Genomic DNA, 21716 nt, shown 5'->3' with positions numbered 1-21716 from the left:
GGTCGCACCCGGGACGGGCCGTCCGGTGTCGCATAATGACACGGATGCCATCCACGGACCTGAACCCCGACCCCGCTGCGGAGCAGCCGCGGCTCGTGGTGCGCACCTGGCGGATCGACGAGGACGTCGACCTCGCGGCGCACCTGCCGGCGGTCCCCTCGGGGGCGTGGCTGCAACACGGTCAGGGGCTCGTCGCCCTGGGCCGGGCCTGGGAGTTCACCTCCGCCGGGCCGGACCGCTTCACGGCGGCCTCCGCCGCCTTCCGGGCGCTCGCCGCCCGCGCCGACGTCGTCGACGAGGTCCTCGCCCGTGGCAGCGGCCTCGTCGCCCTCGGCTCCTTCTCCTACGCCGCCGCCTCCGAGCGCCCCTCGACGCTGCTGGTGCCGGAGGCCGTGCTCGGCGTGCACGACGGCAAGGTGTTCCTCACGCTCGTCTCCCGGGACGAGGAGCCGTCGGCCCCCGCGCACTTCACGTCGCTGTTCCCCGCCGTCCCCGCGGAGCCGCCGCTCCCCCCGGGGCGGCTCACGATCGAGGCGGACCACTCCCCCGACGAGTACCAGGCGCTCGTGCGCGAGGCCGTGCGGGCGATCCGGGCGGGGCAGGCGGAGAAGGTCGTGCTCTCCGAGACGACGACGGTGCGCACCGCGGAGCCCGCCGTGCCCGGCGCGCTGCTCGCCCGGCTCACCGCCGCCTACCCGAGCACGTGGACGTATCACGTGGCCGACATGATCGGGGCGAGCCCGGAGATGCTCGCCCAGGTCCAGGACGGCCGCCTCTTCTCCCGCGTGCTCGCGGGGACGCGCTCCGTGGCCGACGACGGGGAGCTCGCGGCGGACGACCGCCGCGCCTTCCTCGCCGATGCGAAGGAGCGCTCCGAGCACACCTTCGCGATCGACTCGGTGCTCGCGCGGCTCGCGGGCATCGCGGAGGTCGAGCACCGCTCCCCCGAGCCGTTCGTGCTGCGCCTGCCGGGGCTCGAGCACCTCGCCTCCGACGTCACCGCGCAGCTCTCCGAGGGCGTCACGAGCCTCGACGTGGCCGCGCGACTGCATCCCTCCGCGGCCGTCTCGGGGACCCCGCGCGAGGCGGCGGACGAGATCATCGCCCGGCTCGAGGCGCGGGACCGCGGCGGCTACGCGGCGCCCGTGGGCTGGATGGACGCGCGCGGCGACGGCCAGTGGGCGATCGCCCTGCGCGGCGGTCACCTGCTCGGGGACGGCGGCGTGCGGCTCCAGGCGGGCGGCGGGCTCGTCGCCGCCTCCGACCCGGTCTCCGAGCACGCCGAGGTGCTCGCGAAGTGCCGGCCGATGCTGCGGGCCCTGCGCGGCTGAGCCCCGCCGGCGCTCAGCCCCGGCCCCGGAGCGGCACCGTCAGGAGGCGGCCGTGAGGGTCACGGTGAGCTGCTGCTCGCTCCCGTCGCGCACCACCGTGAGCGTATGCTCCGAGTCCACCGCGAGGCCGCGCACGACGCCCGTGAGCGCGGCGGCCCCGTCGACCGGGGTGTCGTCGACCGCGACGACCACGTCGCCCTTGCGCAGCCCGGCCTTCGAGGCCGGGGTGCCGTCCTCCGCGGAGACGACCTCGGCGCCGGTGCGGGTGGTGCCGCTCGCCTCCGCGCTGCCGTCCGTCGTGGTGACGCCGAGGTAGGCGTGCTGGGCGGTGCCGCCGTCGATGAGCTGGTCCGCGATGAGCTTCGCGGTGCTCGCGGGGATCGCGAAGCCCAGGCCGATGCTGCCGGAGGTCTCCTGGCCGCTCGCGACGCCCGCGATCGAGGAGTTGATGCCGATCACGGCGCCGGTCGCGTCCACGAGCGGGCCGCCGGAGTTGCCGGGGTTGATCGAGGCGTCGGTCTGGATCGCGGAGGTGTAGGTCGAGTCGGACCCGTCGGGCTGCTGGCCCGTCGTCGTCACGGGGCGGGCGGTCGCGGAGACGATGCCGGTGGTGACCGTGTTCTGCAGCCCGAGCGGCGTGCCGATCGCCATGACGTCCTGGCCCACCGCGACGGAGCTCGAGTCGCCGAAGGTCGCGGGCTGGAGGTCGCTCGGCGGGTCGTCGAGGCGCAGCACGGCGAGGTCCGTGGAGGCGTCGGTGCCGACGATGCTCGCGGCGTAGACGGAGCCGTCGGAGAGGGTCACCTGCACCTGCTGGCCGCCGTCGACGACGTGGTTGTTCGTGAGGATGTTCCCCTTGGTGTCCAGCACGACGCCGGTGCCGGTGGAGGTGCCGCCCTGGGCGGCGACCTGGATCTCCACGGTGCTCGGGGTGACGGCCGCGGCGACCGCGGACCAGTCCGGGTCCGAGGTCGAGGAGGCGGTGCTCACGGGGCCCTGGGTCGAGGACGAGGACGTCGCCGCGGTGGAGGCGCCGTCGGAGCCGAGCAGCTGGTCGTAGGCGACGACACCGCCGAGGGTCACGCCGCTCGAGAGCAGCATGCCCGCGCCGACGAGCACGACGACGCCGCCCCAGCCGGGACCGCGGCGGGTGCGGGCGGGAGCGGGGGCGACCGCCGCCGACGTGTCGACCGGCACCGGTCCCGCGTACCCGGGATCGCCCGGTGCGCCGTACGAGCCGCCGGGGGCCGGGGCGCCGTAGGTCGGCGCCTCGCGGCTCGCCGCCCACCAGGGGTCGGCGGAGGCCTGCGCGGCGTCGGCCTGGGCAGGCTGCTGGGCGGTGGGCGCGGTGCCGAGCTGCTCCGTGGGCGGCTCACCCCACTGCGGGGCGAGCGTGTCGGTGGGCTGCTCAGCGCCCGGCCGGGAGTCCGGCGCCGCGTACCAGCCCTGCGGCGGGGACACAGTGGGGTCCTGGGGGGCCTGGGGCTGCTGGGGCTGCTGCGGCTGCGGGGGCGTGCTCTGCTCGTTCACGGGAGTCAGTGAAACGGAGCTTCCCCGGAGTCCGGCTGGAAGCGGCTGTGCATCTCCTGTGCGATGAGGACCCGCAGGCCGCAGGACGGTGCGGCGAGGGCGGCGGGCAGCTCCTCGGGCGCGAGGGTGCGGGACTCGGCGCCGAGCGCGGCCGCCGCCGCGGCGAGATCGGTGCCGTGCGGGGTGGTGAAGAAGCGCCGCAGCAGGGCTGGCGGCGCGGAGGCATGCTCGAGCCCGCCGAAGATCCTGCCGCCGTCGTCGTCCACCACCACGACGTCGAGGTCGGGGCGGCGCTCCTCGGGCCCGATGACGAGCCCGGTGAGGTCGTGCAGGGCGGTGAGGTCGCCGACGAGCAGTCGCACGCGGCCCGTGCTCCCCTGCCCCGAGGCGGAACGGGCGAGAGCGACGCCGCCCGCGACGGAGGTGGTGCCGTCGATGCCGGCGAGGCCGCGGTTGGCGAGGACGGTGCCCGCGACGGGTCCCGCGTGCTGCTCGAGGTCCCGCACGAGGCTCGAGGAGCCGAGCACGAGGACGTCCTGCTCACCGGTCGCGCTCCACACGGCGAGCGCGGCGCGCGCCTGCCACGGCAGCGGGGCCGCGGCGCTCTCCGGCTCAGGATCGGGCTCCTGCCAGGCGGCGAGGTGCTCGCGGCGCCGCGCGGCCTCGGCGGCGTCCGGGAGAGGCGCGGTGATCGCCGGGACCACGAGACGGGCCCGCCGGGCGGCGTCGGCGAAGTCCGGATGGGGATCGACGACGACCACGTCGACGTCGGCCGCACCGAGGAGCGCGCCGATCACGGGGCGGGAGAGCGTCGGGTGCCCCAGCACGATCGCCTGCCGCGGGCGCAGCGGGTGCGCGGGATCGGCCATGACCCGCGCGAGGAGCGCGGGGTAGCCGGGGACGAGGGAGCTCCCGCAGCGGGCGCCGGAGCTGGGCTCGGCGAGCAGCGGCAGCAGCTGCGCCTCCGCGAGCTCCCGGGCGGCGGGACCGGCGCCGTCCCCGGCGACGACGACCGCGCTCGGGTCGATCGGCACGGCGACCGGGGCGGGAGGCCCCGCGGGCACGCGATGCGTGAGGACGATCCCCGGCGCCTCGGCGGCCGGGGAAGGGCGCTGTGCGGGGGCGGCGGGTGCGAGGGGGTCGCGGAACCCGAGGTTCAGGTGCACGGGGCCGGGATGCTCGCCCGTCGCGGCGGCGACCGCGCGGGCGGCCGTCGAGACGAGCGTGCGCAGCTCGGTCGCGGTCGCGCCGGCGGCGGTCGGCGCGGGGAGGTCCGCGCGCAGTCGCGTGAAGTCGCGGTACAGGTCCGCCTGCCGGGTGGTCTGGTTCGCGCCGGTGCCGCGCAGCTCCGCGGGGCGGTCCGCGGTGAGCACGATCAGCGGCACCCGCGAGTGGTGGGCCTCCATGACGGCGGCGAGCAGGTGCGCGGTCGCGGTGCCCGAGGTGGTGAGCACGGCCGCGGGGTGCGCGGGGTCCTCCCGGGAGAGGCCCAGGGCGGTGAAGGCCGCGGCGCGCTCGTCGATCCGCACGTGCGCCTCGAGCAGCTCCGGGAGGTCGCCCTCGTGGAGGGCGTGGACGAGCGGGGCGGAGCGGGAGCCCGGCGCGGCGACCACGTGCCGCACGCCGAGCGCGGCGAGCGTGCGCCACAGGGTGACCGAGGCGTCCACCGCCCCCGATCCGGTGGGTGCCGGGACGGAGATCGTGGTGGGGCCGGGGAGAGCGGGCATGGGCCCAGCGTAGTCAGCGCCCCGGGGGCCGGTGCCCGCCGGCGGTGCGGGCCTCAGAGCAGCGCCGCGCACGCCGCGAGACGCTGCTCCCAGGCGGCCTCGAGGGCGGGGGCGGCGGCGTGCCGGTCCAGGAGGTCCTCCTCCGGCTCCGCCCGGACCACGGGGAGGACGCCGCCGCGGGCATGCAGCGGGCGCGCGGTGAGATCCGCGGTGAGCAGGCTCGCGGTGCCGAGTCCGCAGTCGTGCGCGAGCTCGGGCAGGGAGGCGGCGAGCGCGAGCCCCGCGGAGAGCCCGACGCTCGACTCGATCGCGGAGGAGACGACGACCGGCAGCCCCGCCTCCTGCGCGAGATCGAGGCAGCGGCGCACCCCGCCGAGCGGCTGCACCTTCATGACGAGGACGTCCGCGGCCTCGGCGCGGGCGACCCGCAGGGGGTCCTCGGCGCGGCGCACGGACTCGTCGGCCGCGATCGGCACGTCGAGGCGGCGGCGCAGGGCGGCGAGGTCCTCGATGCTCGCGCAGGGCTGCTCCGCGTACTCGAGCCCGCCGGCGGCGCGGTCCAGGCGGGGCAGTGCGTCGAGCGCCTCCTCGAGGGTCCAGGCGGCGTTCGCGTCCACGCGGATGCGGCCCTCCGGGCCCAGCGCGTCACGGACGGCGGCGACCCGGTCGAGGTCCTCCTCGGGGCTCGCGCCGGGATCGGCGACCTTCACCTTCGCGGTGCGTGCGCCGCCCACGCCCGCGAGCCGGGCGGCGAGCGCCGGCTGCACGACGGGGATCGTCGCGTTGACGCCGATCTCCTGGCGGATCGCGGAGGGGCGGGGCCGGGTCGCGTCCTCGATCGCGGCGCGCAGCCAGGCGGAGGACTCCTCCGCCTCGTAGTCCCAGAACGGGGAGAACTCCGCCCAGCCCTCCGGCCCGTGCAGGAGCACGCCGTCGCGCACCTCGATGCGGCGGAAACGGGTGGTCATGGCGATCGCCCAGGCGTGCGCCCGGTCGATGCCGAGGTCTCGGAGGGAGGCGGGAATCTGCATCCCTCGAGGGTAGTGCGACTCCCTCAGCCGTCCGCGCCCGGGCCGGCGGACGGGGCCTGCGGCGCGGCGTTCCAGGCGTCGGCCTCCCCCTGCTCCCGCGCGACCTGCTCGCGGAACGCGGCGCGCGCGGCGACGTGCTCGGGGCGGCGGCGCAGCAGCACGTAGCCCACCGCGATCACGACGAACCACACCGGCGTGGCGAGCATGCCCGCGAGCGTGTCCGGGTCACCGGTGAACGCCCACAGCAGGAACAGGAAGAAGGCGAGGACGACGCCCACCATGGCGCGCCCGCCGGGCATGGCGAAGCTGCTCGCGGCGTGCTCCTGCGGCCGCCGGCGGCGGTAGGCGAGGTAGCTCAGCAGGATCATCGTCCACACGAACATGAAGCACAGCGAGGAGACGGTCGTGACGACGGAGAACGCGGCGGACTCGCCGAGGCCGAAGGCCAGCAGGACGACCGAGGCGAGCAGCATCACGCCCGTGAGGTAGAGGGCGTTCTGGGGGACGCGGCGACGCGAGACCTTCGCGAACAGGGCCGGGGCGTCCTTCTGGGTGGCGAGGCCGAACACCATCCGTGAGGTCGAGTAGATGCCCGAGTTCGCCGAGGACATGGCGGAGGTCAGCACCACGAGGTTGACGATCGCGGCGGCCGCGGGCAGCCCCGCCGCGTCGAAGACCTGGATGAACGGGGAGTTGTCCGCGTCGTAGACCGTCCACGGCATGACGGACATGAGGATCACGAGCGAGCCGATGTAGAACAGCAGGATGCGCACGGGGATCGACCGGATCGCCCGGGGCAGGTTGTGCTCGGGGTCCTTGGTCTCCGCGGCGGTGGTGCCGACGAGCTCGATGCCGACGAAGGCGAAGGTCGCGATCTGGAAGGCGGCGACGAAGCCGGTGAAGCCGTTGCCGAAGAACCCGCCCTGGTCCCACAGGTGGGCGAAGCTCGCGGCGCCGTGACCCGAGTCGAAGCTCGTCAGGACGAGCACGAGGCCCACGACGATGAGGGCGAGGATCGCGACGATCTTCACCATCGCGAACCAGAACTCGGTCTCGCCGAAGGCGCGCACCGTCGGCAGGTTCAGCCCGATCAGCGCGACGATGACGACGAGCGCGATGACGGGCGTGGCCCAGGCCGGCAGCACGGGCACGAGGTGGCGCACGTACACGGAGGCGATGACGATGACGTCCGCGACGGCGGTGACGACCCAGCAGAACCAGTACGTCCAGCCGGTGAAGTAGGCGGCCCAGGGGCCCAGCAGGTCACCGGTGAAGTCGGCGAAGTTGCGGTACTCGCGGCGGGAGAGCAGCAGCTCCCCCATGGCGCGCATGACGAAATACAGCATGAAGCCGATGATCAGGTAGACGAGCAGCACGGACGGGCCGGCCACGGAGATCGTCTTGCCGGAGCCCATGAAGAGCCCGGTGCCGATGGCGCCGCCGATCGCGATGAGCTGGATGTGGCGGTTGCCGAGGGCGCGGTCCAGGTGCGGGGAGGACGGGTCGCCGTCGCCGCCCTGCCGGGTGGTGCGGGAGGTGGTGTCTGAGGTCACCGCGCGAGGCTACTCCTCGGTCATCGACCGTTCGCACGAGCGCCACGCCGTGGTCGCCCCACGGACGGACGGCCCGGGCGCCGCCCGCCGACCGCCTCCCCGGCCCTCCGCCCCGGCGATACCCTGAGCAGATGACCGTCGACCCCGCTCCCCTGCCCCGTCAGGTGTCCGACACCTTCGACCCCACACGCTGGCGGGAGGTGGGACTCGAGGAGCTCGGCGGCCCTGCGCTCACCGACGTCACCTACCACCGCGCCGTCGAGCGGATCGAGAGCCCCGACGGGGAGCGCACCGTGCGGGACCTCCCCACCGTGCGGATCGCCTTCGACCGGCCCGAGGTGCGCAACGCCTTCCGGCCGCAGAGCGTCGACGAGCTGTACCGGACGCTCGACCACGCCCGCCTGGACCCCTCCGTCGGCGTGATCCTGCTGACCGGCAACGGCCCCTCCCCCAAGGACGGCGGCCACGCCTTCTGCTCGGGCGGCGACCAGCGGATCCGCGGCCGCTCCGGCTACGAGTACGACGACGCCGAGGAGCTCGACGCGACCGCCTCCGTGCGCACCCGCTCCGCGGGACGGCTGCACATCCTCGAGGTGCAGCGCCTCATGCGCACCATGGGCAAGGTCGTCATCGCGGTCGTCAACGGCTGGGCCGCGGGCGGCGGCCACTCCCTGCACGTGGTCGCGGACCTCTCGATCGCCTCGCGGGAGCACGCGCGCTTCAAGCAGACCGATGCGGACGTCGGCTCCTTCGACGGCGGCTACGGCTCCGCCTATCTCGCCAAGCAGGTGGGCCAGAAGCGGGCCCGGGAGATCTTCTTCCTCGCCGAGGAGTACTCCGCGCAGGACGCCTACGAGTGGGGCGCCGTGAACCGGGTCGTGGACCATGCCGAGCTCGAGGACGCCGCGCTCGCGATGGCCGCGACGATCGCCACGAAGTCCCCGCAGGCGATCCGGATGCTGAAGTTCGCCTTCAACCTCGCCGACGACGGCCTCATGGGCCAGCAGGTGTTCGCCGGGGAGGCCACCCGCCTCGCGTACATGACCGACGAGGCCGCGGAGGGCCGCGACGCGTTCCTCGAGAAGCGCGTTCCGGAGTGGTCCTCCTTCCCGCACCCGCAGTGACCGCGGAGATCGCCCCGGCGGCGCCCTGGGCCCGGCCCGCCCCCTATGACGCCTCCGCGGCCTCGCTCGCGGAGCATGTCGCGGCGATCGGCGAGGTCATGGCCGGCCGCTCCCGGCTGTGGCTCGGCGCCGGGGACCCGCCGTCGTCCCTGCCCGCCGGCTTCGAGGACACGGTGCTCGTGGTCCCGACCTCCGGCTCGACGGGCACCGCGAAGTCGGTCGCGCATCCGCTGCGCACGCTGCTCGCCTCGCAGGACGCGACCGCCGCGGCGCTCGGCGGTCACGGCTTCTGGCTGCCGCTGCTGCCGCCCACGCACATCGCGGGCGTGCAGGTCATCGCGCGCGCCCATCGCACCGCCCAGGTGCTCGGGCTCGACGCCGCCGCCCTCCCGGAGGACCTGCCGGACCTGCGCGGCCACTTCGACGCGGCCGCGCTCGTGCGTGCGGCCGCTCCGGCGCTCGAGCAGGCGGAGGCCGCGGGCCTGCCGGCCTTCACCTCGCTCGTGCCCACGCAGCTGGCCCGCATCGTCACGGGCGCGACGGGGGACGACGCCCGGGCGCGCGCCCTGCTGCGCCGCTTCGCCGGGGTGCTCGTGGGCGGCGCGGCGACCCCGGGTGACGTGCTCGCCCGCGCCCGCGGCGCCCGGATCGCCGTGCGCACCACCTACGGCTCCTCGGAGACGGCGGGCGGATGCGTGTACGACGCCGCGCCGCTCGCGGGCGTGCACCTCCTCCTCGCCGATGCGCACGACGGCGAGGGGCGCCTGCTCGTCGACTCCCCCACGCTCGCGACCGGCTACCTCGGCGCGGACGGCGCCGGCGTGCAGGACGGCTTCGCCGAGGTCGACGGTCGGCGCGTGCTCGTCACGAGCGACCTCGCCCGGATCGCGGAGGACGGTTCGCTCACGGTCCTGGGACGCGCGGACGACGTCATCGTCACCGGCGGCCGGAAGGTGCTCCCGCAGGACGTGGAGCGCGCCGCCGAGGCCTCGCTCGTGCTGCGCGGGCTCGTGACCGGCTGCGCCGTCGTCGGCGTGCCGGACCCGGAGTGGGGGCAGCGCGTCGAGGCGCTCGTGACCCTCGGCGCGGGCGCCGCCCCGGAGGAGGCGACGGCACTCGTGCGTTCCGCGCTGCGGATCGCGGAGCTGCCCTCGTGGTCGATCCCCAAGCGCGTGCATGTGGTCGCCGAGCTCCCGCTGCGGGGCATCGGGAAGATCGACCGGGCGGCCGCCGCCGCGCTCGCCCGGAGCCGGGCAGAGGAGGCCACCACCGCTGTCGACGTCGGCGATGACACGGCCCCGGGCAGGACCTCCACGGGCGAACGGCGCGCCTGAGCGGCGTATCCTCGACGGGGCCGCGCAGCGCGGGACCGGACGGCGACAGGAGCATCATGGCCAGCCTCTCCCAGTGGGTGCAGGGGGCGCGCCCCCGGACCCTCCCGGCGGCCGTCGCCCCGGTCGCCGCCGGCACCGGGGTCGCCGTGCGCGAGATCCTCGCGAGCGGGGAGAGCCTCGGCTGGGGGCTGCTGCTCCCGCGGGTGCTGCTCGCCCTCGGCGTCGCGCTCGCGCTGCAGGTGGGCGTGAACTACGCCAACGACTACTCCGACGGGATCCGCGGCACGGACGACGACCGTGTGGGGCCGTTCCGCCTCACGGGCTCCCGCTCCGCGGAGCCCGCGACGGTCAAGCGCGCCGCGATCGGTGCCCTCGCCCTCGGCGCCCTGCTGGGCGTCGTGCTCATCGCGATCGCCGGGGTCTGGTGGATGCTCGTGGTCGGTGCGGCCGCCGTCGCCGCCGCGTGGATGTACACGGGCGGCAAGCACCCCTACGGCTACCTGGGCCTCGGGGAGCTGTTCGTGTTCGTGTTCTTCGGCCTCGTCGCCGTGAACGGCACCGCCTACGCGATCACCGGCGGATTCTCCCTCTCCGCGCTGCTGGTCTCCTGCGCGATCGGGCTGCTCGCGGTCTCGATCATGCTCACCAACAATCTGCGCGACATCCCCACGGACCGCGAGGCGGGGAAGACGACCCTCGCGGTGCGCCTGGGCGAGCGCGGCACCCGGCTGCTGTTCGCGGTCACCGTCATCGCGCCGTTCGTGCTCGTGGTGCCGCTCATGGTCCAGCACTGGCCGGCCGCGCTCGTGCTGCTCGCGCTGCCGCTCGCGATCGGCCCCGCGCGGGTGGTGCTCCGGGGCGCCCAGGGCCGGGCCCTGATCCCCGTGCTCGGCGCCGCCGGGCGCCTCGAGCTCGTCTTCGCGCTGCTGCTGCTCGCAGGTCTCTGCCTCTGAGCCCGCGCCGGCCCTGAGCCGGCCCGCGGCGTCGGGTGCGGACGCTCAGTCGCGGTCGCGCTCGTCGAGGAGCGCGTCCTCCTCCGCGGCGTCCTCGTCCACGACCGGGCCCCGCTTCTCGCGCCGGCGCTCGTCGACCTGCTGCAGGCCCTCCGCGGCCTTCTGCCGCCGGCCTCCCAGCAGGAGGAAGGAGATCATCATCGCGATGAGCACCGCGAGCAGCCCCGCGAGGATGACGCCCACGCCCACCAGGGTCAGCAGGTACCAGATCACCAGCCACAGGGCGATCCGGATCAGGGCGTAGCCGAGCACGTTGCGCATGGGGTCAGCGTAGGACGCCCACCTCCGAGGAGCCTCGGGAGCGGCCCGCTCCGGGGCGGAGGTCACTCCCCGGCCCGCGGTGCCGGTGCGGCCAGGACCTCCACTGCGGCCGGGACCTTCGCGCGGACCAGTGGGCGGCGTCGCCGCCTAGACTCGATCCATGCTCCGCGCCCTCGCCGCCGTCCTCTCGATCGGTCTGACGATCTTCGCCCTCGCCGACTGCGTGCAGACGGAGGACGCGAAGGTGCGCGGGATCCCGAAGTGGGCCTGGATCGTGCTCGTCGTGCTGATCCCGTGGATCGGGCCGATCACCTGGCTGCTCGTGGGCCGGGACCGGACCCCGGGCACCGGCACCGCCCGCCGCGGCGGTCCGCGCCGGGAGGGGCCCCTCGCCCCGGACGACGACCCGGAGTTCCTGCGCGACCTCGACGAGCAGATCCGCCGCGAGCGCCGCGACCGGGAGCGCCGGGAGCAGACCCCCGGGGACGACGACGCCCCCGAGGCCTGATCAGCCGGGGCCGATGCAGACCGCGGGGGCGGTCACGCCGAGGTCGGGTGGACCGTCGGCCTCGCGTGCGGCGACGGCTCAGCCGAGGCCCGAGTACGAGTGCAGGCCGTTGATCACCGTGTTGACGATCGTGTAGTTGAAGACCACGGCCGTGAAGCCGGCCAGCGCCAGCCAGGCCGCGCGCGTCCCGCGGAAGCCGCCGGTGGCGCGGGCGTGCAGGTAGGCGGCGTAGATGACCCAGATGATGAAGGTCCACACCTCCTTGGGGTCCCAGCCCCAGTAGCGGCCCCACGCCTCGCGTGCCCAGATCGCACCGAAGATCAGCGTGAAGGTCCAGCACACGAACGCGACGGAGTGGATGCGGAAGCTCAGCGCCTCGAGGGAGACCGAGCGGGGCAGGCGGTCCAGGACGTGGCCCACGCGGCCCCAGTGCTCCGGGTCCTCCTCGCCCGCGGCGACCTTCGCGGCGAGCACCTTCTCGTGCCGGGCGGAGGCGAGCTGCAGCCCGGCGACGACGGCGCCGAGGATCGACAGGGCCGTGGCGAGGATGGCGACGCCGATGTGGATGTAGATCCAGTGCGAGTTCTGCAGGCTCGGGGTGAGCTTCGCGGCGGGGACGATCCAGAAGGTCTGCGCGGCGAGCATGAGCAGCAGGATCGGGCCGAGCACGAAGGTGCCGAGGGCCCGCAGCTCCGTGCGGCGCACGGAGAAGACGAGGAAGGCGACCATGACGACCGCGGAGCTCGTGGTCGCGAACTCGTACATGTTCGCCCACGGGACGCGCTCGGTGGCGATCGCGCGCATGGCGACGCCGGCCACGTGCAGCAGGGCGCCGACGGCGGAGACGCCGAAGGCGAAGGTCTGGGCGCTCATGCCGCCGCGAGCCGCGGCGGGGGCGGCGACCTCCGCCGACGGCGGCTCGGCGACGGCGACTCCCCCGGCTCCTCCGCCGACGCCCGCGGGGACCGCGGCGCGCGCCCGGTCCTTGGCCGCGAGGCGCTCGTCGCTGCGGCGCTGGGAGGTCCCGGCGAGATCCGCCGCGAAACCGATGAGCGCGAGCACGTAGAGCACGATCGCGACGACGAGGGCGAGGTGGGAGACCTCCGCCAGCTGCTGGTCGATCACTGCGCTTCCCCTTCCGGGCTGTTCGTGGAGCCGGGACCGGCTCCCCTATCCTGCTCCGTCCCGAGCGTGCGGGCCAGGGCCCGGACGTCATCTGCGAGGGACGGGTCGTCACTGCGGGCGAGTCCCGCGACCTCGAGCACGGCGCCGCCGCCCTCACGCGGGGTGACGCGCACCCAGACGCGGCGACGCGGCACGAAGAGCGAGAGGATCAGCCCGGCGACCGCGGTGAGCGCGAAGATCAGCACCCACCGCTCGAAGGGGTCGTGGGCGACGTCGAAGGCCGCGTAGCGCTTCACGCCGTCGAAGCTCAGCGTCGAGCCGTCGGGCAGCCTCGTGGAGTCCCCCTGGTAGAGGCGCAGGAGCAGCGGGTCGTCGGAGCCCTCCGCGGTGAGCGGCGTGAGGGTCGAGAGGTCCACCTCGTAGGCGTTCTGCGGGACGCCCGAGTCCAGGCCGAGGTCCCCCTGGTAGACGGTCGCGACGACCTGCGGGTCGACGAGGTCCGGGTACGAGGAGTGCGGGCCGGTGTCGTCGATCGTGCCGGTGGGCAGGAAGTAGCCGACGACGGCGGTCTGCTCCGGGGAGGCGTCGGGCGCCTTGAGCACGAGCTGGCTGGTGTAGCCGGTGTCGCCGAGCGGCACGGTGATCAGCGGGCCGGAGGCGACGACGTTGCCCTCGGGGTCGGTGAGCGTGATCTCGGGGGCGTAGCCGTTGCCGAGCAGGTACATCGAGGAGCCGTCCACGTGCAGCGGCTTGTTGACCTGGAGCGTCTGTGAGAACTGGTCGCCGTCGGCGTCGACGGAGACGTCCGCCTCGAAGGAGAGCGGCTTGCCGAAGTTCTCCTCGGTCTGGGTCGTGTCGTACGTGGCCCGGAAGTCGTCGAGCGTGAAGCGGAAGTCCGGCAGCGAGGAGGAGTCGAACCAGGCGCCCGAGTCGAAGGAGTCGTACTGCGTGAGGGAGTTGGAGAAGCCGTCCCCCTCGATCACGGTGATCTGACCGCGGTAGGCGGTGAGCTGGCCGCCGGCCACGCAGATCAGGACGCCCACGAGCGCGATGTGGAACAGGAGGTTGCCGGTCTCGCGCAGCAGCCCGCGCTCCGCGCTCACCGAGGAGGAGCGCTTCTCCTCGCGCAGGTCGGTGCGGTAGCGGGAGCGGCGCAGGCGCTTGCGGGCGGCGCCGAGCAGCTCCTCGGGATCCGCGGCGGGCAGCTCGATGCGGGTGTGGCCCACGAAGCGGTCCAGCCGGGACGGGGTGCGCGGGGGCCGGGAGCGCAGCTGGCGCAGGTGCACGAGCACGCGAGGGATGATGCAGCCGATCAGCGAGATGAACAGCAGCAGGTAGATGGCGGAGAACCACGGCGAGGAGAAGACGTCGAAGAACCCGAGGGTGTCGAGGATCTCCCCCCACTTCCCGTTCTCGTCGAGGAACTGCTCGGTGAGGGTGGGGTTCACGCTGCGCTGCGGGTAGAGCGAGCCTGGCACGGCGGCGACGGCGAGCAGCATGAGCAGCACGAGGGCGGTCTGCATGCTCGTGAGCTGGCGCCAGAGGAACAGCAGGGTGCCGCGCAGCCCCAGCGAGGGGACGCCCACGGGCTCCTGCTTGCTGCTCCAGGAGTCGGAGCGGTCCGGGCCGGCGCTCTCGCCCTCCGGCGTCGTGTCCGTCGTTCGCTTGCGGGTCATCACACCACCGGTTCGAAGGTCGCGATCGCGCCCTGCAGGGCGGCCGTCCACTGGGCCCACTGCCCGGTCAGCAGCAGCACGCCGATGGCGATGAGCAGCGCTCCGGAGAGGAGTCCGATGCTGCGGCGGTGCCGGGAGAGCGCGCGGCTGAGGCCGAGCGCCTTCTCGAACAGCAGGGCGAAGAGGACGAAGGGGATGCCCAGCCCGAGGGCGTAGGCGAGGGACAGGAGGGCACCGCGGGTCGCGGCGCCGCCGCCCGAGCCGTCGAGCGTGAGGCCGAGGATCGCGGCGTAGGTGGGGCCGATGCACGGGGTCCAGGACAGGCCGAAGACGATGCCCATGAGCGGGGCGCCCAGCAGGCCGGCGTCGGGGCGGCGGCCGGTGAGGGACTTCGTGCCGCTGAGGCCGGGGAACACGCCCATGAACACGAGGCCCATGAGGATGACGACGACGCCGGCGATGCGGTTGATGAGCACGGCGTGGGCCTGCAGCAGGTAGCCGAGGGTGCCGGCGAAGCCGCCGAGGACCATGAAGACGATCGTGAAGCCGGCGACGAAGAGGCCGCTGCCGGCGAGCATGCGCCCGGTGCTGGGGCGGGCGGGCGGGCGCACGACGCCCGGCCCGGTGCCGGTGGTGGAGCCCTGCCCGGCGAGGCCGGAGACGTAGCCGAGGTAGCCGGGGACCACGGGCAGCACGCACGGGGACAGGAAGGCGACGAGCCCGGCCGCGGCGGCGACCGCGAGGGCGAGCAGGAGGGAGCCCGAGAGGGCGGTGGCCTGGAAGGCCTGGCCGATGTCCGCCGCGCTCATTCGTCGAGCACCCGGTCGAGCATGGCCCGCAGCACGGAGGGGTCCGCGGCGCCGGAGATGCGCGCGGCGACCCGGCCCTCGGTGTCGAGAACGAGGGTGGAGGGGACCGCGTTGGGGGCGACCTGGCCGCGCAGGGAGTACATGATCTGGGCGTCGAGATCGGGCATCGAGGGGTAGGTGATGCCGTACTTCTTCTCGAAGGCCGCGGCGGGGCCCTCCTCGTCGCGCACGTTGACACCGATGAGCTGGACGTCCTGGTCGGCGTAGTCCTGGTGGATCTTCTCCAGCTCCGGGGCCTCCTTGCGGCAGGGCGGGCAGGAGGCGTACCAGACGTTGATGACGAGCACGTGCCCGCGGGCGTCCTCCGAGGAGAAGGCGTCCCCCTCGTAGGTGGTGCCGGTGACGGTGAGCGGCTCGGCGCGGTCGGCGGCCGGGATCTCGGTGGTCACGCCGTCCCCGGAGACGTAGCCGGAGTCGTAGCGGGAGGAGGTGTCGGTGTCGCCGCAGGCGGCCAGGAGCGCCGCGCCGAGCAGCCCCCCGGAGCCGGCGAGGAACCGGCGCCTGGTGGATCGGGTCATGTGAGCCGGCCTCCGGTGGCGTCGACGGCGCCCGCGTACAGCTCCTGCGCGGGCTCGGTGTAGTCCACGCCGGCGAGGTGCGGCCCCGCGAAGCGGAAGCTGGTCACCGAGCACAGGCCGCATTCGCGGCGGCGCGGGTCGTGGACGAGCGGGCGGCCCTCGGCGCTCAGGCGCGTGAGCCAGATGGGCAGCTGGTGCAGGACGAGCACGGCCTCGTGACCCTCCGCCTCGGCGCGTGCGGCGTGCATGGCGGCGGTGACGCGGGAGACCTGCTCGCGGTACGGCTCGCCCCAGCTGGGACGGAGGGGGTTGGCGAACCAGCGCCAGTTGCGGGGGTCGGTGAGCTTGGCGTCGCCGTGGCCCATCCGCTGCCCCTCGAAGTGGTTCGCGGACTCGATGAGGCGCTGGTCCTGCGAGACGTCCAGGCCGTGGGCGGCGGCGATCGGCGCGGCCGTCTGCTGCGCGCGCAGCAGCGGGGAGGCCCGCACGAGGGTCACGTCGTTGCCGGTCAGGTGCTCCGCGACGCACTGCGCCATCCGCTCCCCGCGCTCGCTGAGGCGGTACCCGGGCAGGCGTCCGTAGAGGATGCGCTCGGGGTTGTGCACCTCGCCGTGGCGGACGAGGTGGACGGTGGTCGTGGTCATGGCGGCAGGATCCTCCTACGGTCCGTTCGCCCGCACGGTACCAACGGAACCTGCGGATCAGTCGGCCGCGGGAGCCCCTGCGTGAGGTGCCGGACACCCGAGGGCGACGGGGGCGTCCTCCGGCAGCGTCCGGGCGAGGATCCGGCCCAGCTCGAGGAGGTCGTCGTGGCCGATGACGTCGACGAGGCGGTCGCGCACCGAGCGCACGTGTACCGGGGCGGCCTGCTCGAGCAGCCGGCGGCCGACGGCGGTGAGGTGCGCCTCGCGGCCGCGGCCGTCGGCGGCGCAGCGCACGCGCTCCACGAGGCCGCGGCGCTCCATGCGGGTCACGGTGTGGGTGAGGCGCGATCGCGAATGGACGACCTGGTCGGCGAGGTCGGACATGCGGATGGCGCCGCCGTCGGCCTCGGAGAGGCGCACGAGGATCTCGTACTCGCCCAGGGTCAGATCGATCCCGGGGGCGGATTCGAGCGCCTCGGAGAGCTTCTCGCTCAGCAGCGTGGTGGCGTACAGGTACTGCCGCCAGGCCTCCTGCTCCTCGCGGGAGAGCCAGAGGTCCCCGGGGGTCGAGGCGGTCTCCACGGTTGACGGGGTGGTGTGCATCACGTTCTCCTATTCATCGGGACGAGTCCCGGTTGCATTCTCCGTCAGAACAGTTTAGATTTCAAGCACAAGCCCGGGGCGCTCGCCCCGGGTCAGCAGATCGACAGACAGAAAGGGATCTCGCATGAGCGACCTCACCCCCGGCACCTGGACCCTCGACGCCGCCCACACCTCCGCGGGCTTCACCGTCCGCCATGCGGGCATCTCCAAGGTGCGCGGCACCTTCGGCGAGCTCGAGGGCACCCTCACCGTCGGCGAGTCCGACAAGGACCTCGCGTTCTCCACGACCCTCCAGGTCGCCTCCATCTCCACCGGCAACGCGGACCGCGACGGCCACCTGCGCTCCGCGGACTTCTTCGACGCCGAGACCTACCCGACGATCACCTTCGTCTCCACCCGCGTGGAGGGCGACCAGCTCGTCGGCGACCTCACGATCCGCGACACCACTCGCGAGATCTCCCTCGACTTCACCTACGAGGGCGCCGCGACCGATCCCTTCGGCACCTACCGCGCCGGCTTCACCGGCGAGACCACGATCTCCCGCAAGGACTTCGGGCTGTCCTGGAACGCCGCGCTCGAGGCCGGCGGCGTGCTCGTCAGCGACTCGGTGAAGATCGTCGTCGAGGCGGAGTTCACCGCCCCGACCGCGGCCTGACCCGCAGCCGAGCCCTCCCCTCATACGCACAGGGGCCGCTCCCGCCACGGCGGTGAGCGGCCCCTGCCGCGTCCCGGCGATGGCTACAGTGCTCCCCATGACCTCTCGCATCCCCTCCCCCACGGACCCGGACGCCCGGGTGCTGTACCTGACCCGCGAGGGCTGCCACCTGTGCGACGAGGCGCTCCCCGTGGTGCGCGCCGAGGCGGACCGCGCAGGCAGCACCGTCGAGGTGCGCGACATCGACGAGGACCCCGCTCTGCTCGCGGACTGGAACCACGACGTTCCCGTGATCATCGTGGACGGCGCCGTCCACGCCCGCTACCGGGTCGACGCCGCCGCCCTGCGCACCGCGCTCGCGAAGCGGCCCCTGTGGCGGCGCCTGCTGCGCCGCTGAGCCGCCACCCCTCCCCACGACGCACCGACGCATCGGGGCCCCCGTCGAATCCGACGGGGGCCCCGATGTCGCTCAGCGAGCGCTCACTTCTTGTTGCGGCGCTGGTGGCGGGTCTTCCGGAGGAGCTTGCGGTGCTTCTTCTTCGACATGCGCTTGCGACGCTTCTTGACGACAGAACCCATGGGTGCCTCTGTTCTGCAGGCATGAGCCTGCGTGCGGATCGACGGATCGGGGATGCGCGGCCCGCGGATGCACCACGCCGGTGCTCATGCACCGGGTGCGCGCGGGTCCGGCGCCACGGTCGACCACCCATTTTACACGCGGATCACCCGGGCGGCCACGGCCGCCGATGCGAGATCGGACTCAACGGGCCGTGCCGGCTGCGAGGGCGAGGTCCGCATCGGCCGCGCGGGCCCGCTCGAGCTCCGCGTCGACCTCCGCGACGACGAGCCCGGAGCCCACGTCCTCGACCCGGTCGGTGAGGATCCGCCGCGCCCGGCGACGGTGCCAGGCGCCCACGGCCGCCGCGATCGCCGTGCCGAGCACGGCGAGCAGCACCCCCACGGCCACGCCCAGCACGATCAGCGCGGTGGGCAGCGGGACGGGGACGGGGAGGTCCTCGAGCATCGGGACCGGCAGCGGGGGCATGCCGAGGAAGGCGAGGCCCGCGTTCACGGCCAGCCAGCCGAGACCCACCACCCAGGTGAGGACGGCGAGCCACTGCAGCACGTCGAGCACGGGCCACCACCACGAGCCCGAGCGGGCCCGCAGATCCGCCTCCGCGACCGCCTGGTCGAGGGCGTCCGGGAGCTCCTCCTCGCGCGAGCGGGCCGCGCGGCGCACGGCCGAGCGCCAGGGGTCGCTGCCGCCCGCGCTCGCGGAGTCCGCGAAGCGGCGCACCCCGCCGGAGGCGCGGGCCCGGGTCGCGGCATCGGGCTCGGGCAGGGAGGTGCGCTCGAGACGGTTCGCGTCCCTCTCCTGGCCGATCCCCAGGCGGCGCAGCGGGTCCGGGCGGAAGCGGCGCATCCAGCGCAGCGGCGGCCAGCCCACCTTCCCCGCCGCACGGTGGCGGTAGGAGGCACCCACGGCCGTCGCGACCGGCTCGACGCGGGCCGCGACGGCGAGGTCGGCGGTGAGCGCGGCACGCTCCCGCGCGGAGCTCTGCGCCGCCATGCCGGCGGGGTCCGCGGCCGTGCGCAGACGGGTCGCGGCGGCGGTGACGTCGGCCCGCTGCCGCTCGGCGATCGCCCCGCGGGACCGTGCGACCTGCACGAGCCGCTCACGCAGCTCCTCGACCCCGTCCCCGGTCGTCGCCGAGGTCGCGAGCACCGGGGCGGAGGTGAGGCCGTCCGCGCGGGCGATCCCCTCGAGGGAGGCGAGCACGGGACGGCGCTCGTCCTCGCGGATGCGGTCGATCTGGTTCAGCACGAGCACGGTCACCGCGTCGTGCCCCGCGAGGGGGCGCACGAACTCCTGGTGGAGCACGGCGTCGGCGTACTTCTGGGGGTCGGTGACCCAGACGAGCACGTCCACCATGCCGGTCATGTGCTCGACGATCGCGCGGTTCGCCGCCTCGACGGAGTCCATGTCCGGGAGGTCCAGCAGCACGATCCCCGGGGCGCCCGGGTCCTCGCGGCGGGCGCGGCGCGAGCTGGGCACGGCGAGCGCCGCCTGCTCGAGCGCGGCCCCGGTGCCGTCCAGCAGGTGGCGGTCCTCGACGCCCAGCCAGTCCAGCAGCGGGTCGGCGCCCGTCTCGCCGACGACCGCGGCGACCGGGTGGCCCGTCGTGGGGCGGCGCACGGCGGCCCGCGTCACCTCACGCCCCACGACGGCGTTGACGAGGGAGGACTTCCCGGAGCCGGTCGCCCCGAAGACGCCGATGATCGTGTGCTCGGCGGAGAGCGCGCGCCGGCGGTCGATCCGCTCGAGCACCGCGGCGACGGCCTTCCCCTCCGACTCGGGGGCGACGGGGGCGATGACCGCGGCGGCCCGGTCCAGGGCCTCGATGCGCTCGGCGAGGCCCACGCCGGCGCGGCTGCCGCGGCGCCCGACGCGGGGGCTCATGCCTGCTCCCGGATCGAGGCGGCGAGCTGCTCGAGGGCGTCGGCGTCCCCGCCCAGCAGCTCTCCCCCGCGGAGGTCGCCGAGGGTGTCCAGCCGTTCGCGGAACGGAGCGGTGCGGCTGTTCACGAGCGCGTCCAGGCGGGCGGTGAGCCGCTCCCGGGCCACGGTCGCCATGCGCCGCACGGCCTCGTCGCCGAAGATCGACTCGAGCAGCTTCTGCCCCACGACCGCCGCGCCCGCCCCGACGCCCACCTCGAGGCCGGTCGGGATGAAGGCGGTGGAGACGAAGACGATCACCATGAGCGCGACGCCGAGCACGTTGACGCCGAGGGACAGCACGCGCGCCTTCGTGCGGCGGTCCGCGCCCTCGGTGCGCACGAGGTCCAGCACGTCCCCCTGCCAGGCGCGGATCGAGGCGGCGGCCTCCTCTCCGAAGCCGTCGGGCAGGCGGGAGAGGTCGTGGCCCTCGGCGAGGGAGCGGCCGGCGGGGCTGCGGCGCCAGGCGGTGTCCGCCCGCTCCGCGCCGCGCGCCGTCTCGTCGATGAGCACGTGGACGAGGCTCGCGCCGAGCGCCTGCTCGGCCTTCACGGCGGGGGCGGTGCGGCCGGTGAGCGCCATGCCGATGCGGTCCCGCAGCCGGCCCACGAGGCTCTCCACGCCGCGCAGGAACTCCCCCGTGCCGACGACGTCCTGCCAACGGGAGAGCACCTCGCCGCGCAGCAGCGAGCCGTCGCCGACGGCCTCGTCGATGCGCTCGCGGCTCGCCGCGAAGGCCGCGTCGACCTCGCCCTCGAGCCGCTCCGCCTCCTCGTGCTGGGCGGCGGCGTGGGCGGCGATCTCCCGGGCGGAGGCGGCGAGCCCGCCGACGGCGCCCGCGAGGGTGCGCCGGGCGATGCGGCCGCGGGTCTCGGCGTCCTCCGCGAGGGAGACGAGGCGCTCGCGCAGCGGGGCGATGACCTCCGCGGGGACCATGCCCTCCGCGTCGAGCCGGGTCTCGGGGACGAGCAGCAGGTGGTCCGCGTCGATGCCCTGCCGCTCGAGCATCGCGCGGAGGTCCCCGGCGAGCTCCTCGGCGACGCCCGGCGCCTCCGGCACCCGGTTCATGACGACGTCGACGGTCACGTCGCGCTCGGCGGCGGTGCGCAGCACCTCCCACGGCACGGCGTCGGCGTAGCGGTTCGCGGTCGTGACGAAGAGCCAGAGGTCCGCGGCGCGCAGAAGCTGCCGGGCCAGCTCGCGGTTGCCCGCGGCGACCGAGTCGATGTCCGGGGCGTCGAGCAGGGCGAGGCCCTGCGGGATCGCGGGCAGGGAGCGCAGCTCGAGGGACGTCGCCGCGACCGAGGCGTCCTCCGCCTCCGCCGTGGTGCCGCCGCCGCTGCCGGTCACGCGCGCGAGGCCGGGCAGGATCCGGGTGCCGGTGAACCAGGGCTCGTCGGCCGGGTGATGGAGCAGGACCGGCCGACGGGTCGTCGGGCGGATCGCGCCCGAGCGGCTCACCGCCTCCCCCACGACGGAGTTCACGAGCGTCGACTTCCCGGCGCCCGTCGACCCGCCGACGACGACCAGCAGCGGCGCGTCGAGGGACTCCACGCGTGGGATGACGTGGTCGTCGAGCTGGGTGAGCGCCGCGGCGACCTCACGGCGGGCGTCCTCCGCGCCCTCCACGGGCAGCGGCAGCTCGAGGGTGCGCAGGTGCTCGGCGAACGTGCCGAGCACGGCGGCGGGCGTGGTGGTCATGTCTCCCCCTCGGCGTG

General features: G+C 74.8%; 21 protein-coding genes. 7 read left to right on the top strand and 14 right to left on the bottom strand.

Features of this window, described 5'->3' with window-relative positions; translation table 11 throughout:
• The first annotated feature begins 44 nt into the window (after window positions 1-44).
• Window positions 45-1331: an isochorismate synthase MenF gene (locus C1N80_RS06870; protein ID WP_240811259.1), complete on the top strand. Its 1287-nt coding sequence runs from the start codon at window positions 45-47 to the stop codon at window positions 1329-1331.
• A 39-nt stretch (window positions 1332-1370) separates the two neighbouring features.
• Here the strand turns inward: C1N80_RS06870 and C1N80_RS06865 are convergent, their stop codons facing one another.
• The 4 genes from C1N80_RS06865 to C1N80_RS06850 are packed head-to-tail and all read right to left on the bottom strand — an operon-like array spanning window position 1371 to window position 7172.
• Window positions 1371-2861, bottom strand: coding sequence for a S1C family serine protease (locus tag C1N80_RS06865; protein WP_240811258.1), 1491 nt, complete (start codon window positions 2859-2861; stop codon window positions 1371-1373).
• A 5-nt stretch (window positions 2862-2866) separates the two neighbouring features.
• A complete protein-coding gene (menD, locus tag C1N80_RS06860) occupies window positions 2867-4588 on the bottom strand; it encodes a 2-succinyl-5-enolpyruvyl-6-hydroxy-3-cyclohexene-1-carboxylic-acid synthase (RefSeq protein ID WP_137770096.1) in 1722 nt (573 codons plus the stop codon).
• Between the two features lie 53 nt (window positions 4589-4641).
• On the bottom strand, window positions 4642-5619 hold the full coding sequence (locus C1N80_RS06855; protein WP_137770095.1) for an o-succinylbenzoate synthase: 978 nt from the start codon (window positions 5617-5619) through the stop codon (window positions 4642-4644).
• A gap of 23 nt (window positions 5620-5642) precedes the next feature.
• Window positions 5643-7172, bottom strand: coding sequence for an amino acid permease (locus C1N80_RS06850; RefSeq protein ID WP_205750685.1), 1530 nt, complete (start codon window positions 7170-7172; stop codon window positions 5643-5645).
• Window positions 7173-7303: 131 nt separating this feature from the next.
• Here C1N80_RS06850 and C1N80_RS06845 point away from each other — a divergent pair, with 131 nt between their 5' ends.
• The 3 genes from C1N80_RS06845 to C1N80_RS06835 are packed head-to-tail and all read left to right on the top strand — an operon-like array spanning window position 7304 to window position 10583.
• Window positions 7304-8296 (top strand): 1,4-dihydroxy-2-naphthoyl-CoA synthase, encoded by a 993-nt coding sequence (locus C1N80_RS06845; protein WP_137770094.1) that lies wholly within the window; start codon window positions 7304-7306, stop codon window positions 8294-8296.
• Window positions 8293-9630 (top strand): AMP-binding protein, encoded by a 1338-nt coding sequence (locus C1N80_RS06840; protein ID WP_240811257.1) that lies wholly within the window; start codon window positions 8293-8295, stop codon window positions 9628-9630. The genes C1N80_RS06845 and C1N80_RS06840 overlap by 4 nt, the downstream gene beginning before the upstream one ends.
• A 56-nt stretch (window positions 9631-9686) precedes the next feature.
• Entirely contained in the window at window positions 9687-10583 is an 897-nt protein-coding gene (locus C1N80_RS06835) for a 1,4-dihydroxy-2-naphthoate polyprenyltransferase (protein WP_137770093.1), read from the top strand.
• Between the two features lie 45 nt (window positions 10584-10628).
• Here C1N80_RS06835 and C1N80_RS06830 read toward each other — a convergent pair whose 3' ends face one another.
• The gene (locus tag C1N80_RS06830; protein ID WP_137770092.1) at window positions 10629-10904 is read right to left on the bottom strand and encodes a DUF4229 domain-containing protein; all 276 of its coding nucleotides are present in this window, start codon (window positions 10902-10904) and stop codon (window positions 10629-10631) included.
• Window positions 10905-11064: 160 nt separating this feature from the next.
• Between C1N80_RS06830 and C1N80_RS06825 the strand changes: the two genes are divergently transcribed.
• A complete protein-coding gene (locus tag C1N80_RS06825; protein ID WP_137770091.1) occupies window positions 11065-11412 on the top strand; it encodes a PLD nuclease N-terminal domain-containing protein in 348 nt (115 codons plus the stop codon).
• Between the two features lie 78 nt (window positions 11413-11490).
• On the opposite strand, the gene ccsB is transcribed toward C1N80_RS06825, so the two are convergent.
• Genes ccsB through C1N80_RS06795 form a run of 6 tightly spaced genes read right to left on the bottom strand, consistent with a single transcriptional unit; the run spans window position 11491 to window position 16847 of the window.
• A complete protein-coding gene (gene ccsB, locus C1N80_RS06820; protein WP_137770090.1) occupies window positions 11491-12537 on the bottom strand; it encodes a c-type cytochrome biogenesis protein CcsB in 1047 nt (348 codons plus the stop codon).
• Window positions 12534-14213: a cytochrome c biogenesis protein ResB gene (locus C1N80_RS06815; protein ID WP_137770089.1), complete on the bottom strand. Its 1680-nt coding sequence runs from the start codon at window positions 14211-14213 to the stop codon at window positions 12534-12536. Before C1N80_RS06815 ends, ccsB begins: the two co-directional genes overlap by 4 nt.
• A complete protein-coding gene (locus C1N80_RS06810; RefSeq protein ID WP_137770088.1) occupies window positions 14213-15022 on the bottom strand; it encodes a cytochrome c biogenesis CcdA family protein in 810 nt (269 codons plus the stop codon). The genes C1N80_RS06815 and C1N80_RS06810 overlap by 1 nt, the downstream gene beginning before the upstream one ends.
• Window positions 15019-15600 (bottom strand): TlpA disulfide reductase family protein, encoded by a 582-nt coding sequence (locus C1N80_RS06805; RefSeq protein ID WP_137770087.1) that lies wholly within the window; start codon window positions 15598-15600, stop codon window positions 15019-15021. Before C1N80_RS06805 ends, C1N80_RS06810 begins: the two co-directional genes overlap by 4 nt.
• The gene (locus tag C1N80_RS06800; RefSeq protein ID WP_137770086.1) at window positions 15597-16244 is read right to left on the bottom strand and encodes a histidine phosphatase family protein; all 648 of its coding nucleotides are present in this window, start codon (window positions 16242-16244) and stop codon (window positions 15597-15599) included. The genes C1N80_RS06805 and C1N80_RS06800 overlap by 4 nt, the downstream gene beginning before the upstream one ends.
• 57 nt (window positions 16245-16301) lie before the next feature.
• Window positions 16302-16847 (bottom strand): MarR family winged helix-turn-helix transcriptional regulator, encoded by a 546-nt coding sequence (locus C1N80_RS06795; RefSeq protein WP_137770085.1) that lies wholly within the window; start codon window positions 16845-16847, stop codon window positions 16302-16304.
• Window positions 16848-16971: 124 nt separating this feature from the next.
• Here C1N80_RS06795 and C1N80_RS06790 point away from each other — a divergent pair, with 124 nt between their 5' ends.
• Window positions 16972-17502 carry a YceI family protein gene (locus C1N80_RS06790; RefSeq protein ID WP_137770084.1) on the top strand — a complete coding sequence of 177 codons (531 nt, stop codon included), beginning with the start codon at window positions 16972-16974 and terminating at the stop codon, window positions 17500-17502.
• A gap of 97 nt (window positions 17503-17599) precedes the next feature.
• Window positions 17600-17899 (top strand): glutaredoxin family protein, encoded by a 300-nt coding sequence (locus C1N80_RS06785; protein WP_137770083.1) that lies wholly within the window; start codon window positions 17600-17602, stop codon window positions 17897-17899.
• Between the two features lie 83 nt (window positions 17900-17982).
• On the opposite strand, the gene C1N80_RS06780 is transcribed toward C1N80_RS06785, so the two are convergent.
• From C1N80_RS06780 to C1N80_RS06770, 3 genes are all read right to left on the bottom strand, one after another.
• Window positions 17983-18081 (bottom strand): 30S ribosomal protein bS22, encoded by a 99-nt coding sequence (locus tag C1N80_RS06780; RefSeq protein ID WP_019174583.1) that lies wholly within the window; start codon window positions 18079-18081, stop codon window positions 17983-17985.
• A 181-nt stretch (window positions 18082-18262) separates the two neighbouring features.
• Window positions 18263-19963, bottom strand: a complete 1701-nt coding sequence (locus C1N80_RS06775) for a dynamin family protein (protein WP_137770082.1) — start codon at window positions 19961-19963, stop codon at window positions 18263-18265.
• A complete protein-coding gene (locus C1N80_RS06770; RefSeq protein WP_137770081.1) occupies window positions 19960-21699 on the bottom strand; it encodes a dynamin family protein in 1740 nt (579 codons plus the stop codon). The genes C1N80_RS06775 and C1N80_RS06770 overlap by 4 nt, the downstream gene beginning before the upstream one ends.
• Between the last annotated feature and the right edge of the window lie 17 nt (window positions 21700-21716).

This window comes from Brachybacterium sp. SGAir0954, from assembly GCF_005490785.1.
Taxonomy (GTDB): Bacteria; Actinomycetota; Actinomycetes; order Actinomycetales; family Dermabacteraceae; genus Brachybacterium; species Brachybacterium rhamnosum.
The sequence above is the reverse complement of the archived record's forward strand: the minus strand, read 5'-3'. Positions and strand labels throughout refer to the sequence as shown.